This is a genomic window from Psychrobacillus sp. FSL K6-4046 (assembly GCF_038624605.1).
Lineage (GTDB): Bacteria > Bacillota > Bacilli > Bacillales_A > Planococcaceae > Psychrobacillus.
In genome coordinates, this window is record NZ_CP152020.1 from 3,152,438 (window position 1) to 3,166,509 (window position 14,072).

The 14,072-nt window shown below is 37.3% G+C and carries 15 protein-coding genes and 1 riboswitch; of the genes, 10 read left to right on the forward strand and 5 right to left on the reverse strand.

The window, feature by feature from the left end; all coding sequences use genetic code 11:
- Positions 1-25: 25 nt before the first annotated feature.
- Positions 26-688, forward strand: coding sequence for an HAD-IA family hydrolase (locus tag MKY09_RS15525; protein ID WP_342567063.1), 663 nt, complete (start codon positions 26-28; stop codon positions 686-688).
- On the opposite strand, the gene MKY09_RS15530 is transcribed toward MKY09_RS15525, so the two are convergent.
- From MKY09_RS15530 to MKY09_RS15540, 3 genes are read right to left on the reverse strand one after another with little or no spacing between them, the layout of a single operon-like run.
- Positions 681-1,589 carry a methyl-accepting chemotaxis protein gene (locus MKY09_RS15530; RefSeq protein ID WP_169360710.1) on the reverse strand — a complete coding sequence of 303 codons (909 nt, stop codon included), beginning with the start codon at positions 1,587-1,589 and terminating at the stop codon, positions 681-683. The genes MKY09_RS15525 and MKY09_RS15530 overlap by 8 nt on opposite strands.
- A 20-nt stretch (positions 1,590-1,609) precedes the next feature.
- The gene (locus tag MKY09_RS15535; RefSeq protein ID WP_342567064.1) at positions 1,610-2,701 is read right to left on the reverse strand and encodes an FAD-binding oxidoreductase; all 1,092 of its coding nucleotides are present in this window, start codon (positions 2,699-2,701) and stop codon (positions 1,610-1,612) included.
- 3 nt (positions 2,702-2,704) lie between these two features.
- The gene (locus MKY09_RS15540) at positions 2,705-3,739 is read right to left on the reverse strand and encodes a S66 peptidase family protein (protein ID WP_251556522.1); all 1,035 of its coding nucleotides are present in this window, start codon (positions 3,737-3,739) and stop codon (positions 2,705-2,707) included.
- Positions 3,740-3,850: 111 nt separating this feature from the next.
- Between MKY09_RS15540 and MKY09_RS15545 the strand changes: the two genes are divergently transcribed.
- The 7 genes from MKY09_RS15545 to MKY09_RS15575 all read left to right on the forward strand — a co-directional run bounded on the left by MKY09_RS15545 (position 3,851) and on the right by MKY09_RS15575 (position 10,506).
- The gene (locus MKY09_RS15545; protein ID WP_342567065.1) at positions 3,851-4,702 is read left to right on the forward strand and encodes a neutral zinc metallopeptidase; all 852 of its coding nucleotides are present in this window, start codon (positions 3,851-3,853) and stop codon (positions 4,700-4,702) included.
- Between the two features lie 157 nt (positions 4,703-4,859).
- Positions 4,860-5,708 (forward strand): diaminopimelate epimerase, encoded by an 849-nt coding sequence (dapF, locus tag MKY09_RS15550; RefSeq protein WP_205964116.1) that lies wholly within the window; start codon positions 4,860-4,862, stop codon positions 5,706-5,708.
- 180 nt (positions 5,709-5,888) lie between these two features.
- Positions 5,889-6,446, forward strand: coding sequence for a 3D domain-containing protein (locus MKY09_RS15555; protein WP_240949775.1), 558 nt, complete (start codon positions 5,889-5,891; stop codon positions 6,444-6,446).
- 327 nt (positions 6,447-6,773) lie between these two features.
- Positions 6,774-7,325 carry a helix-turn-helix domain-containing protein gene (locus MKY09_RS15560; RefSeq protein WP_342567066.1) on the forward strand — a complete coding sequence of 184 codons (552 nt, stop codon included), beginning with the start codon at positions 6,774-6,776 and terminating at the stop codon, positions 7,323-7,325.
- 115 nt (positions 7,326-7,440) lie between these two features.
- Positions 7,441-8,706, forward strand: a complete 1,266-nt coding sequence (locus tag MKY09_RS15565; RefSeq protein WP_342567067.1) for a hydroxymethylglutaryl-CoA reductase, degradative — start codon at positions 7,441-7,443, stop codon at positions 8,704-8,706.
- Position 8,707: 1 nt separating this feature from the next.
- Positions 8,708-9,154 carry a hypothetical protein gene (locus MKY09_RS15570; RefSeq protein WP_251556510.1) on the forward strand — a complete coding sequence of 149 codons (447 nt, stop codon included), beginning with the start codon at positions 8,708-8,710 and terminating at the stop codon, positions 9,152-9,154.
- Positions 9,151-10,506, forward strand: a complete 1,356-nt coding sequence (locus MKY09_RS15575; RefSeq protein ID WP_251556509.1) for a tripartite tricarboxylate transporter permease — start codon at positions 9,151-9,153, stop codon at positions 10,504-10,506. The genes MKY09_RS15570 and MKY09_RS15575 overlap by 4 nt, the downstream gene beginning before the upstream one ends.
- Positions 10,507-10,787: 281 nt before the next feature.
- Here the strand turns inward: MKY09_RS15575 and MKY09_RS15580 are convergent, their stop codons facing one another.
- A complete protein-coding gene (locus MKY09_RS15580) occupies positions 10,788-11,414 on the reverse strand; it encodes an NUDIX domain-containing protein (protein WP_169360706.1) in 627 nt (208 codons plus the stop codon).
- Between the two features lie 112 nt (positions 11,415-11,526).
- Between MKY09_RS15580 and MKY09_RS15585 the strand changes: the two genes are divergently transcribed.
- Positions 11,527-12,336, forward strand: coding sequence for a polysaccharide deacetylase family protein (locus MKY09_RS15585; RefSeq protein ID WP_342567068.1), 810 nt, complete (start codon positions 11,527-11,529; stop codon positions 12,334-12,336).
- A gap of 137 nt (positions 12,337-12,473) precedes the next feature.
- Positions 12,474-12,518, forward strand: a riboswitch (PreQ1 riboswitch).
- 6 nt (positions 12,519-12,524) lie between these two features.
- Positions 12,525-13,037 carry a QueT transporter family protein gene (locus MKY09_RS15590; protein WP_342567069.1) on the forward strand — a complete coding sequence of 171 codons (513 nt, stop codon included), beginning with the start codon at positions 12,525-12,527 and terminating at the stop codon, positions 13,035-13,037.
- A gap of 34 nt (positions 13,038-13,071) precedes the next feature.
- Here the strand turns inward: MKY09_RS15590 and MKY09_RS15595 are convergent, their stop codons facing one another.
- Positions 13,072-14,049, reverse strand: a complete 978-nt coding sequence (locus MKY09_RS15595; protein WP_342567070.1) for a ring-cleaving dioxygenase — start codon at positions 14,047-14,049, stop codon at positions 13,072-13,074.
- Positions 14,050-14,072: the final 23 nt, after the last annotated feature.

Consider the following 14,072-nt stretch of genomic DNA (forward strand, 5'->3'; position numbering starts at 1 on the left):
ATTAAACCATAAGGAGTGATGTCGGTTGATAAGAGCAGTGCTTTTTGATTTAGATGGGACTTTGTTAAACAGAGAGGAATCTTTAAAGAAATTTATTAGCTGGCAATGTAATGTGCTCCACACTCATTTAGGTCATGTTCCAAAGGAAAAATTCTGTAGTCGTTTTATAGAGTTAGATGATCGAGGCTATAAGTGGAAGGATTTTGTTTATAAGACCCTAATACAAGAATTTAACATAAAGGATATAACAGAAATGGAATTATTGAATCATTACATAACCAACTTCCATTCGTATTGTGTACCATTTTCAAATCTATTATCCATGCTGGATCAATTAAAAAAACTGTCCCTGTCGCTTGGAATGATCAGCAACGGAAAAGGACAGTTTCAAATGGACAACATTGTTTCTTTAGGAATCAGACCCTATTTTAAAACTATATTAATCTCAGAGTGGGAGGACATGAAAAAACCAGACCCTCGGATCTTTGAAAAGGCTCTTAGACAGCTTAATGTTAACGCTGAAGAAGCTGTCTATATAGGCGATCATCCTATAAATGACATAACTGCCGCCAAAAATGTTGGACTTCATACGATATGGAAAAGAGACATGTATTGGCCTGACGCTAATGCCGACTACACGATAGACAATTTGGATGAAATTCCGTTTCTTCTAAACAAAATTAGATAAGCTTGCTAAATTCTTTAGTCTGATGCTCCAGTTTTTCAGAAGCAGTTGAAATATCCTTAAACTCTTCTAGTGCAGTTCTTATTTCCTCTTGGCTTTTTTCGATAACCGTCTGCGAGTGACTATTGCTCGCAGTTACCTTATCAACTTGTTTAGCTATTCCTTCAATATTCTCTCTTACTTCTACGATTGAAGCCTCGACTCTACCAGCCAGCTTACGCACTTCTTGAGCGACAACGTTGAATCCACGGCCGTGCTCTCCAGCTCGTGCTGCCTCAATAGCAGCATTTAATGCTAGTAAGTTCGTTTGTGCTGCAATCTCTCTGATAGTTTGAACAATCCCTTTAACTGAATCTGCCTGTTTTTGAAGGCTTTCTAATGTATTTGTATTTTCTCTAGAACCAGCAGCAATTTCATCTATTCTTTCTAGAAGGTCTTCGCTTCTTTTAATCCCCACTTCGGCACGATTACTCAATTCTTCAGACATATGATTTAATTCTTCTGTAACACCCATTAGAATTTGATGACGTCCTGTTACGTTAGTAGCGACTTTGGTAACCCCAAGCACCTTGCCGTTCCCCCCAAAAATAGGCATATAAGAAGCTTCTAAAAACACACTATTGCCATGTTTATCTTTTCTTTCTACCTTATCGAAAAATGACTTACCCGCAAACAGATCCTTCCAAAGCTTTTCGTATGCCGGGCTGTTCACAAAATCTGGAAAACAGAATTCTCTGTGATGCATGCCTTTTACTTCACTTACAGTATAGTTAAGTTCTTTTGCAAAATTTTCATTAACATACGCCACACGACGGTTCATATCAAAACGAATAATCGCCAAGTTTTTTTCTAGCGCCTCTACCACGGTCATATCATTAACTTCTTCTGTTTGTATGTAACTCATTTTTCTTCCCCCACGCCCTTTTAATTGGGTGTATATTTTTCTAAATCTAGTATCGTTTCTCTTCCTAACACTAGCTTGGCTAGCTCTGAACCAACAAATGGCCCAGCCGTTAAACCAGATGCCCCAAGACCGTTCGCAAAATAAAAACCGTTCTGTCCCTCCAGCTTACCAAACACAGGTAGAAAATCTGGAGTATACGGACGAAAGCCTACTCTTACTTCCTTTATTTTCTCATCTTTTAGGCTTTTTGCAATACTTATTGCATTATCAAGCAGTTCTTTTTTCCCTTCCTCAGTCACTTGAGAATCATACCCAGTATTTTCTTCATAGGTAGATCCGGCAACCACTTTCCCATTTTCAAAAGATAGCATATATTGATTAGTTGGAGGTAGGACTACTGGCCATTCCCCCGTAGACATATCATTCTCCAATTGAAAATGCATTATTTGAGCCTTCTGAAAGGTCACGTTTAGATCTAAGCCTAACGTGGATGGAATCTCATTCCCCCAAGCACCAGCCGTTAATATAACAGCCTCTGCATCTGTCCGTACTCCGTCGATCCATAATTCATTGTTCTTCCAGACAGCTTCTCCATACACTATCTCTGCGCCTAGCTTTTTAGCTCCATTGATTAGAGCATCTCTCATAGCCTTGCCATCTACCCTTGCTCCCCCTTCTACGAAAAGAGCATGCCATTCACCTGAAATAATAGGAAACTTTTCTTTCGTTTCTTCGGGAGAAAGGATTTTTAGCTCTCCTATTTCTGGAGCATCCATTCTTTTTTCCAACGCTCTCTCTAACATCTTTCGCAGCTTCTTTTCATCATTCTGTAAAGCAATCGCACCTACCTGCTTATACCCGGTAGCATTTTCCCCTAATTCCTCTAGCTCTTTTACTAGTTGCTTATAGTATTTGGCACCATTTTTTACAAGCTCATACCATTTCTTATTTCTCCTTTGGGAAATCCAGGGACATATTATACCCGCTGCTGCAGCGGAAGCTTGCCCCTTGTCCTGGCGATCCACCAAAGTTACTTTCACACCAAACTTTGCGAGATGAAAAGCGGTAGAAGCACCTAAGATTCCACCGCCTACTACTACATAAGAAGACATCTATCACTCAACTCCACTATCTATAATCGAAAACTTAACTTCCTCACAATTAATCTCTGCCATTGCCCCATATGGAATGACAAACTTAGGCTCTGTATGACCAAAGTTTAAATTATATAAAACTGGCAATTCATTTAATCCAAGCTCATGTAAAATGGTAGCAATGGATTCTTTGTATTCTTCATAATACTTTTCGTGCTGAGGCTTTGCAAAAATAATACCGTTTACCTCTTGTAGTATTCCTTGGGTTCCGTAATTTCTTAGCCAATATTCAATGTTAGCTGGAATAGGAAGATCCTCTGACGTTTCGAAAAACAATATGGAATCCTTAAAATATGCTTTATCTGGCCAAAGTGAGGTACCTTTCGCAAACTCCAACACTTCAATACATCCACCAATTAGTCTTCCTTGTGCAATGCCTTTTCCCTGTAGCAATTCATATCCTTTATTATCTTCATTCATTTCTCGGCTGATGTGCTTATTTTCAATAACCCATTCTAATCTTTGACTAGTCCAGACTGGTGACGGTTTAATTTCACCAATCACTTCATTAGAGAAAAGTGTTTTTTTAATCGACTCCACGGTATACTCATGCATCTGCACATTCTCTGCAAAGTCAGTTAGAATAGCTGGGCCATAAAAGGAAGAAATACCAGCCTTATGGCAAAACAAATGCGTAATAGTAGCATCTGAAAACCCTATAAAAACTTTAGGATTCTCGCGGATTACATCAAAGTCTATGTAAGGGAGTAATCGTATGCTCTCACTACCTCCAATATTGGATACTATCCCCTTAATAGAAGGATCCTTAAAGGCATTCATCAAATCCTCAGCTCGAGCCTGAGGGTTTTCATATAAATAAGCTGCTCCCTTTAAGCTATTTGGCATAGCTACTATCTCTAAACCAAATACATTTTTTAATCTTTCCACCCCTTGCTCATATCTCCACCTTAATTCAGGCTCACCTGCTCCGCCCCACGACAAACTAATTGTTGCGACTTTATCTCCACGTTGAAGCATTTTAGGTTTTGTTAACATGATCCTATCCCCCCTTCCTTTATTATAATTCAAACCCCATCATTTGGATGCCTATTCTTTTTGCTAAATGGGTATAAGAAGATAGAAGACATGAAATAGGTGGTGAGGAGCATGAAATATAAAAGTCGTGCACGTAGTTCAAACGTAGAAGATCGTCGAGGTATGAGTGGCGGTAAAGCAATAGCTGGTGTTGGTGGCGGATTTGGTTTAATCATTATACTTTTAGTTACGCTGCTCGGAGGAAATCCCGAGGAGCTCTTAGGAAGTTTAAATGGAAATGAAGCAACTACTAGCTCTGTCCCTTATGAGGAAACGGCAGAGGAACAAGAACTCGTCGAATTTGTTTCGGTCGTTTTAGCAGACACAGAAAAGGTGTGGACGAAAATTTTTCAAGAAAATGGACTTACATATGAGGAACCAACACTTGTTTTATACACAAATAGTGTAAATTCTGCATGTGGTACAGCTGGTGCTTCTGTAGGACCGTTTTACTGTCCAGGAGATCAAAAGCTTTACATAGACTTGAGTTTTTATAAGGAGCTCCAAACACAGTTCGAGGCTCCAGGGGATTTTGCTATGGCATACGTCATAGCTCATGAGGTTGGTCATCATGTACAAACCCTATTAGGAAAAAGCAACGAGTTAGCTTCCCTAAGACAACAGTTAAGCGAAGAGGAATACAATCAATATTCTGTTCGCTTTGAGCTACAAGCTGATTATTATTCTGGAGTTTGGGCAAAGCATGCGCAAGGAATGGACTTATTGGAGGAAGGTGACTTAGAGGAAGCACTAACAGCTGCAAGTGCTGTTGGAGACGACACTATTCAAAAGAAAGCCCGAGGCTATGTGGTACCGGAAAGCTTTACTCACGGTACGTCGGAACAACGGAAGCAATGGTTTTATAAAGGCTTTGAAAACGGAACTATTAAAGGCGGAGACACATTTAATATTAAAAACCCATAAATAACTACCTAAGCCCAATAGCTATGATGCATTGGGTTTTTATTTGTAAAGAAAAGCATTATAAAAATATGTTGACACTATTTAGAATATTTATTGACCACCTTTCTCCCTAATTCTATAATAAAACAAATTGCCAAATGGAAGAAGGTTAAGAAAAATGATGATACCTTTTACGAAAATGCATGGCTGTGGAAACGATTATATTTATATCAATTGCTTTGAGAATGAAATAGAAAATCCTGAATTGTTAAGCAAGAAAGTATCCGACCGTCATTTCGGTATTGGTGGAGACGGTATTGTTTTAATCTGTCCTTCTGAAGTGGCTGATGCTAAAATGCGAATGTTTAATATAGATGGAAGTGAAGGAAAAATGTGCGGTAATGCCATTCGCTGTGTAGCTAAATATATATATGACAACGACATTGTCCCAAAAGAGATTTTAAAAATAGAAACACTAAGCGGGGTTAAAATAATTGAATTGCATATAGAAAATGGTGTGATGCATTCTGCCACTGTGGATATGGGGCAAGCAATATTGGACCCTGCTGAAATCCCTGTGGATCTACGCGGTAACCAATCTGAAGGGTTTGTGTTCCCTCTTACTATCGATAATGAGACCTATGCTATTACCCCAGTATCTATGGGTAATCCACATGGAGTAATATTTACTAATGACGTCCTTTCATTAGATCTTCCCACTATTGGGCCTAAATTCGAGCATCATCCTATGTTTCCAGCCGGTGTAAATACGGAATTCATTGAAATTGAAAATAGGAATTCACTTAAAATGCGTGTTTGGGAACGAGGAAGCGGTGAAACATTGGCTTGTGGAACCGGAGCTTGTGCTGCAGTGGTTGCCTCCGTATTAAATGGTTACTGCGAGAAGAATACCGATGTGATTGTAAAGCTCCTTGGTGGAGAGCTCATCATTCGCTATACAGAGGACACAGTTTATATGACAGGTCCTGCGACTACCGTCTTTACAGGTCTTATAGAACTCTCATAGCCACAACATACTATATATAAATTAGTAAAAAATAGACTTATAACCTAATAAGTTTCATCTAACCACGAAATTTAACAGAAAATACTGTCAATTGTAACGATAATGGAAATTCATTGTAATCAACCTGTAACATTTAACTGCTACTATATGTTTAGACTAAATAGCAGGGGGATAGTGTATTTGAAGAGAATCTTAGGAACACTTATCATAACGATTGTACTATTGGTCAGCGGAGTAAATGTTGCTTTTGCCGCAACCACGACTCACTCAGTAAAAAAAGGAGAAACTTTATATACGATTTCTAAAACGTACAAAGTTTCCGTTAACAACTTAAAAACATGGAATAAATTAACTACAGATAAGATTAAACCTAATCAAAAACTAACTATTGCTGCTCCAGCAAAAAAAGAAAAATCTAAAACACCATCTAGATCTAACGACAAAGTAACAAAAGAAATTACCGTTTCAGCAAGTGCATTTACTGCAAACTGTAATGGCTGCTCTGGTATCACTAGCTCTGGTATTAATCTAAAGAAAAATCCAGATGTAAAAGTAATAGCTGTTGACCCAAGTATTATTCCAATTGGGACAAAAGTACACGTAGAAGGTTACGGTTATGCAATCGCAGGCGATACGGGAGGAGCAATTAAAGGCAACAAAATTGATGTATTTTTCCCTACTAAGAACGAGGCTTACAAATGGGGACGCAAAAATGTAACGGTTAAAATATTGGAATAGGATTTAAAAAGCATTGAATAGCGTTGACTACAGACACTCAAAGAGATTTGAACGTGTTTGTAGTCTTTTTTTATTTATCCTTTATTTCAAGTTGCTGTCGATTATAATATTTATTCGTTTCACTGGTACCGCCTTTTTTCGGTTGCTTCTGTCATTGTGAACAATAAAATTTATTTATTACTGAATTCCCTAAATATACTAATTCTAAATTTATTATTCTACACTAGAAATTGTTTGTAACATCTCTTTTATCGACTTAATATGGTTATACTAGGAGAGTATATACTACTTGATTTTTATAAATACATAGATAAGGAGTCACAATAAATGAATAGTAAAGATATAGGAAAAAAAATTAAAAGTGTTCGTTCTAAAAGGAAACTAACTCAGCAAGTATTAGCAGATCTTGCCGGAATTACAAAAAGTCATATTTCAAAGATTGAAAATGGCTTGACTACCCCTACTCTAGTAACTCTTTCAAAAATTGCTAAGGCTCTTGATAGCCCTACATCTTGGTTTATAGAACAAGAAGAACATGGAGAACTCTCCATTGTTCGAAAGGATAATCGTGAAGCAATTGAAGAGAAAAATGAAATTGGATACGAATATGAATTATTAGCAAATAAAAAGAATATGAGTTTAATCACTCCTACTATAGTTAGTGTTTTACCTGGCGCTGAAACTGTAGATCCATATATACATGAAAATGATGAGTTTATTCTTATACTGACAGGATCCATTATTCTTTCTTACGATGGGAAAAAATATGAAATGAATATTGGAGATTCTGCATACTTTTCTGGTAAAAAACCTCACATTTTTTTATCCAATAGCCAACAACATACCACTGTTTTAACAATCTATATAGATAATAATTAAAAAATTCTAAATAAATAGCATATTAACTTTACAAACAATATATAATATTATACATTGAGTATAATGTTATTCAACTTTGTTGAATCACAGTTTATTTGTTGAAAGGGGAGTTTATATGTCTAGTTCTAGAATTAAAGGTTTTTATCACCTTAGTCTTGAAGACAGAGTAAATATTGTAACTCAAGATAAAGGATTAACTGCTGAAGAGAAAAATATCCTTACAGGAGAAACAATATTTCCAATGTCACTTGCAGATTCTATGGTCGAAAATGTCATTGGACAATTTAGTATACCAATTGGGGTTGCTGCTAATTTTAAGGTAAACGGAAATGATGTATTTATACCTATGGCCACAGAAGAGCCCTCAGTCATTGCAGCAGCTAGCAATGCTGCCCGAGCTGCTTACGATTTAGGTGGATTTTATACTTCTTCCACAGGAACAATCATGAGAGGGCAAATTCAAGTGTTGGAGATATCTGATCCACATGGAGCTAAGGCAAGAATATTTGAGAATAAGGATGAAATACTAGCAAATTGTAATTTAAAAGATCCTACGTTAGTAAAACTAGGTGGCGGGGCTAAAGATTTAGAAGTCCACTTAATAAATACTGTCAGAGAAACAATGTTAGTCGTTCACCTACTGGTAGATACAAAGGATGCAATGGGAGCTAATGCTGTTAATACAATGGCTGAAGGAGTTTCCCCCCTTATTGAAAAGATAACAGGTGGAAGGGTTGTACTAAGAATCATAACTAATCTTGCAGACAAACGATTAATTAGATCTAGAGGTGTATTCTCTGCTCAAGCACTTGGGGGGCCTGAAGTTGTAAAGAATATTGTAAGCGCTTACGAGTTTGCTGATGCTGACCCATATAGGGCGGCTACCCATAACAAAGGAGTGATGAATGGGATTACATCCGTAGTACTAGCAACAGGAAATGATACAAGAGCTGTAGAGGCTGGAGCGCATGCTTATGCTTCAAGAACTGGGAGATATCGTTCTTTAACCACATGGGAGATAAATGAAGATGGAAATCTAGTAGGTTCTATCGAGCTTCCAATGGCTGTTGGAATAATTGGAGGTGCTACTAAGACACATCCTGTAGCAAAAGCTTCACTCAAAATAATGAATATTACATCAGCTGTAGAGTTAGCTGGAATCATTGCATCAGTTGGTTTAGCAGAAAACGCGGCTAGTCTAAGAGCTTTAGCTGCAGAAGGCATTCAGTCTGGTCATATGCGCCTTCATGCAAAGAACCTTGCTGTAATGGCAGGTGCGAAAAAGGAAAATATAGATTTAATTGTTCAAAAAGCTATACATGAAAAAGATTTACGCTACGACAGAATCTTGCAATTAACTAAAGAAGTTCAGGAGGGCTAGAATGGAGGAAAAGTTGAATAAACATAGTTTAGTAGACAAAGCTAAAAATGAAAGCTTTGTAGAAATATTGGGGGACACCATTTCTGGAAAACAACTTATTTTCTCTATTTTACTTAGCGTTTTTGTTAGTATAGGCGGGTATAAATTAGGCCAGTTTATTTTTCCTAAAATTGCAGAAGCACAAATGGTTAACTCTTATTCTCTTTTACTAGGTATTGCTGGAACTGTTACCATATTAATCGTTAATTCTATAGCTTTTAAACCAAAGAGAATTCTTGTCGAAGATGAGATTTCTTCAGAAAATATGGCTGAAATTTATGAAGACTTGCAGCTTGATTATGAAGAAGAAATTAGTTTAATAGAAAATGATCCTATTACAAGAAAAGAGCTTGAAGACTTAGGAGTACTTTCAAATTTTAACCTTCCTCAAAAGGGGGCTAATAAATGAGTATTTATTTAGTTGCCCTGTTGTTTGCTTTACTTGGAGCAATTGTCTTTTCTTTAATCGGGCTCATTTCAGGAACTGATGAAACAGCTATTATGGTCCCCCTTACCTTACTGGTAATTCTTTTAGGAGCCCCGCCTGAAGGTGTATTTGCCTTTTTCATGGCAGCAGTTTTAGCAAAACATTTAACACACGCTGTTCCTACAGCATTAATGGGTATTCCGGGTGATACTACAGCAGTCCCTTTAATTGATCATGCCAATACATTGAGACGAATGGGCATGCCTCATATAGCTTTAAGAAAAATGATTTCAGGCGGAATCATTGGAGCGTTTATTGCATTACCTACTGCAGTTTTACTTGGACAGTTTTTAGGGCAATTCGCAGATTTTTTCAAATCATCTTCAGGTCTTATTTTTACATTAGCTGCATTTTTAATTGCTTACTTCTCAAAAGGAAGATGGGCCAGTGTTCTATTAATTATTCCGTTTGCATTTTTTATAAAAAGTCTAGATACATTAAGCTTTTCAATTTTAGACAAACATTTATCAATCACTTTCTTTCTTGGAATTGCAATAGGTCCCATGTTATCTGATATATTAATCGCTGCTTCTTCTAGTGCAAGGAAAAGTGTTTTAAGAAACAAAGCGAACGAATATCATTTAGCTCCAGAAACAAAATCTTGGAAAGGGTATTTTCCTAATCCATTTAAAATTCTAACTGGAAGACAGACAATCTTTACTTCGATAACTACATTTATATCATCTCTTACGTTTGTATTTAGTCCAGTTGGGATGACTTCTCTCATGGGAGAAATCGTAGGGTCTAGAACAAAGGGGGCTTATAAAAAATCTACTACTAGCTTAACGGTTATGAATGGGGTAACAGAATCTACTTATATTGCAGAAGCAATTATTCCACTTATAGCCTTTGGAATTCCGTTAAGCCCAGTTGCTCTGGGACCAGCTTCTCCTTTGTTTAATGCTCCACCCGTTTTTACAGTAGAACCAATAAATAATCTACACACCTATTTAACGTCGTGGGATTTCTTTATTTTTGGTTTAATTGGAATTACAGTTGCTTCTTTAATTGCATATCCATTTTCGATGAACTATGCTCGTAAAGCATCAGTCCTAGTCTTAAAATACGTTAGTCAAGAAGCAATTATTGCAATGTTTATAGGGCTAGCATGTTTATTAGCTTATCATGAAGCTCAGCTTGTTGGGATAGTGTTGACACTTACAGTTGCTACAGTAGGCGGCCTTTTAAATCGCATTTTAGGTATCGGAGCTGGTGTTCAGTTTATGGTATTTTACGCATCAAGCTGGATTATTCTGCAACTATTTGGTTTTTAAGATTCTAAAAGGATAGACAATACTAGTAAATAAATTAAATCAACGTGAAATCAGAAAAAATTGATTTCACGTTGTTTCTGCTTTATACGCCAGCTGTTTTCTTGTAAGACTCTCTACGTTCCTATTGTTTCGACTCCAGGTCGAACAAGCTAGCGCAAAAGCCTACGCAGGAGCAAAGTGACGAGGAGATTGAAGTCCATGCCTTGCAGAAAGCGTCCGTCGTAACGGAAAACAACTATTTTTTATTTTGAGGAGAGTTATGTCCCGTCCTCCTTTATAATTCATTCAGTAACCCTTAGCTTTTCCTCTATTCTCTCTAGAACTTTTTCAAAATAATCTAATGGATGAGGCACAAAGTTGCCCTTACCTACATTTTTTTCTATACTACACCTTACTCCTTGCTCGTTGATCAATATTCCTTCTATCTTAATAGATTCTACGTTACCTTTCCATAACCCCATAAAAGAAGAAAACTCAGTTCTAACAATTCCAGCTACCTCTTCTGTTTGTAATGTAAATGCATCCCATGTGGGAGTAGCTTTATAAACAAAGTTATGAGCAAACTCCTTATCGATTAACTCCTCTGAGATAATCGTGTAGCCTATTACCCCTAAGGACTCCAGCTCCCTAAAAGCCACTTCGATCCCTAGTTCCTCTTCTACCTCTCTTACCCCGTCTTCTACTGATTCTATTGATAACAGATGACCAGCTGCCGTAATATCCAATAAGCTTGGGTAATCTTTTTTCTTATCACTCCTTAGCTGGAGATAGATGTAATCCACTCCTTCTTCTCTACAGACAATCCAGCAATGAAAGGTTTCATGCCAAAGTCCTAACCTATGTATTTCCTCACGAGTAGCCACTCCCGTAACATTTCCTCTATGGTCGAACGTTTTCAGCATTTCCATGTGAAGACCCCTTTTAAAATAATCATTTTTTATTCTATATGGTGTTTGAGTTGAATATATTTAAATATTGCAGTCATATAAAACTCGTAGAAAGAAAATAGGTGATTCCAATATGATAAAGCTTCTATTATCCTTCAGTCTGACATTACTAGTTTTTATTCTACCATTTCCATCGGTTAGTCTCGCCACTGAAAGCAATTCATCTGTGGATCATACAGTTGTAGAAAAACATATTAACAGATTATTAAATATGAAAATAGAAGATAGCCGTCCTCCCGTCCCACCCTCACCAAAGAAAGCTAACGTTTACTTAACCTTTGATGATGGGCCAAATAAGTTTACAACTATTAACCTTCAAACCCTTAAGCAATACGAGGTTAGTGGCACATTCTTTTTTTTAGGAAAGCATATGAAGGAACATGAATCCATTGTGAAAGCTGTAGCAAAAAATGGGCATTATATTGGGACTCATAGCATGACGCATGACAAGACTAAGGTTTACAAAAACGCAGAAGCCTTTATACAAGAAATTAATAGCGGGGTTAGCCTGATTGAGCAGATGACGGGGCACAATCCAAGGCTGATTCGTGTACCTTACGGAAGCAAGCCACATGTAACAACAGCCATGCAGGATAAACTTATAAAACAAAACTATAAGCTTTGGGATTGGGATGTGGACTCTAACGACTGGAGATACACTGATAAGCAGTATAAAGAAATTGTTAAAAACGTTCAGTTGGAAACAGAGAAAGCGTACAAATCGGGTGACAAAGACATTATTATACTCCTTCATGATAGAAGCCAAACTACTAAGGCACTCCCTCTTATTATTGAATGGCTACAAGAGGAAGGCTACACACTTAAAACATATGAAGAAGAAAAGCATATAGTTCAAAATTTCCTTCGTGACAAATCATTATAAAAGACAACTTAAACCATGAGTGGTCCCAGCCTATTCCTGGTTTTTTTTATTTCCCATGCTAATCTTTAAATTACCTTTATGTTGGAACTTCTTGACATCCTACCTCTATTAGCCTATTATTATGGATTGTTCGATAAATTAACGTGGTTCGAGAACCTCCCACGGTAAAAAACTAAGGAGAAATGAATATGAACATAAAAACGATGGCTACGAGCGGGATTATTGCAGCTTTATATGTGGCTGTATCTATGCTAGTGGCACCCTTTGCATTCGGTGCTTTTCAGTTTCGGATATCCGAGATGTTTAATCACCTAATAGTATTTAACAAAAAGTATTTCTTTGGTATTGTGATTGGAGTATTTATTACCAACCTGTTTTCCACTTTGGGGCTTTACGATTTAACCTTTGGTGTAGGTCATTCCATCATCACTTTATCTATTAGTATACTCATAGGGAAATTTGTAAAAAATAAGCTATGGCATATGATTTTAAACACCATTTTATTTACATTTACTATGTTTATCATCGCAATCGAGCTGCATCTTGCATTCAATATTGAACTATATTTTGATTTCGATATTGCTAATCCTTTTTATTACACTTGGTATACAGTCGCTTTAGGTGAATTTGTAGTTATGGCAGTAGGTATTCCATTAATGCTTGCCTTAAATAAACGCTTAAAATTTAAGGAACTCATATAAAAAGTAGAGCCCTCCATTATGGAGGGCTCTTACTTTATTCCTTTACAAACTCAATCGTGCTTCTTACTGTATCTATAGGTCTCACTAAGCCTTCGATTTGAGCACGTTTCGACTCTAAAAATGGTGGCAAGGAAAGCTTTTCTCCTAAAGTTTCATAGGGCTCGTCACCCATGAATCCAGGACCGTCAGTCGCAAACTCAAATAATATTCCATTTGCCACTCTCGCATATAGGGATTGGAAGAAAAAGCGATCTACGAATCCCGATGTATTGAATCCAAAGCTTTCCATTCGCTCTGTCCACTCATCTAAAACCGCTCTGTCTTCTACGCGGAATGCCGCATGATGCACTGTTCCGAAGCCTTGACGACCAGGTGGAAGAACAACATTCTTTTCTACAATCACCTGTGCTCCGTTTCCACCTTCTCCAACCTCAAACAAGTGAAAATCTCCATCCTGGGCAATCTCTTTAAACAGTAATACCTTTTCTAAAACTTCTTTCATATAGTCAAACTGTGCAATTCGAATGTGGATCGGTCCTAGTCCAGTAATGGCATGCTCTAAAGGGATAGGCCCTTTTTGCCAAGGTGTTCCTGATTCCACTCCTGTATTATACTCATCAGAAATTAATTGATATTGCTGGTCGTCAAAGTCAACAAAAGAGAGAACCTTCACTCCGAACTGCTCCTGTATACCACTGTGTTTAACGTTCAAGCGATCAAATCGTTTAACCCAGTAATGGAGGGAATCATCCGTCGGAACGCGAAATGACGTTTTGAATATTTCATCCGTTCCATGTGTACCTTTTGGAATTCCCGGAAAATCAAAAAATGTCATGTCTGTCCCTGCTCCACCAACATCATCTGCAAAAAACAAATGATACGTTTGAATATCGTCTTGATTCACCGTCTTCTTTACTAATCGCATTCCTAATACGTATGTGAAAAATCGATAGTTTTCTTCTGCACTGCTCGTAATTGCCGTTACATGGTGTAATCCCTTTAAATGATTCATATATGGTAAACCTCCTGTTTTAT

Excerpts from the sequence above, each read along its gene's own strand:
- MKY09_RS15530 (WP_169360710.1), bottom strand. The coding sequence starts at position 1,589 with ATGAGTTACATACAAACAGAAGAAGTTAATGATATGACCGTGGTAGAG.
- MKY09_RS15535 (WP_342567064.1), bottom strand. The coding sequence starts at position 2,701 with ATGTCTTCTTATGTAGTAGTAGGCGGTGGAATCTTAGGTGCTTCTACC.
- MKY09_RS15540 (WP_251556522.1), bottom strand. The coding sequence starts at position 3,739 with ATGTTAACAAAACCTAAAATGCTTCAACGTGGAGATAAAGTCGCAACA.
- MKY09_RS15545 (WP_342567065.1), top strand. The coding sequence starts at position 3,851 with ATGAAATATAAAAGTCGTGCACGTAGTTCAAACGTAGAAGATCGTCGA.
- dapF (WP_205964116.1), top strand. The coding sequence starts at position 4,860 with ATGATGATACCTTTTACGAAAATGCATGGCTGTGGAAACGATTATATT.
- MKY09_RS15560 (WP_342567066.1), top strand. The coding sequence starts at position 6,774 with ATGAATAGTAAAGATATAGGAAAAAAAATTAAAAGTGTTCGTTCTAAA.
- MKY09_RS15565 (WP_342567067.1), top strand. The coding sequence starts at position 7,441 with ATGTCTAGTTCTAGAATTAAAGGTTTTTATCACCTTAGTCTTGAAGAC.
- MKY09_RS15570 (WP_251556510.1), top strand. The coding sequence starts at position 8,708 with ATGGAGGAAAAGTTGAATAAACATAGTTTAGTAGACAAAGCTAAAAAT.
- MKY09_RS15575 (WP_251556509.1), top strand. The coding sequence starts at position 9,151 with ATGAGTATTTATTTAGTTGCCCTGTTGTTTGCTTTACTTGGAGCAATT.
- MKY09_RS15580 (WP_169360706.1), bottom strand. The coding sequence starts at position 11,414 with ATGGAAATGCTGAAAACGTTCGACCATAGAGGAAATGTTACGGGAGTG.
- MKY09_RS15585 (WP_342567068.1), top strand. The coding sequence starts at position 11,527 with ATGATAAAGCTTCTATTATCCTTCAGTCTGACATTACTAGTTTTTATT.
- MKY09_RS15590 (WP_342567069.1), top strand. The coding sequence starts at position 12,525 with ATGAACATAAAAACGATGGCTACGAGCGGGATTATTGCAGCTTTATAT.
- MKY09_RS15595 (WP_342567070.1), bottom strand. The coding sequence starts at position 14,049 with ATGAATCATTTAAAGGGATTACACCATGTAACGGCAATTACGAGCAGT.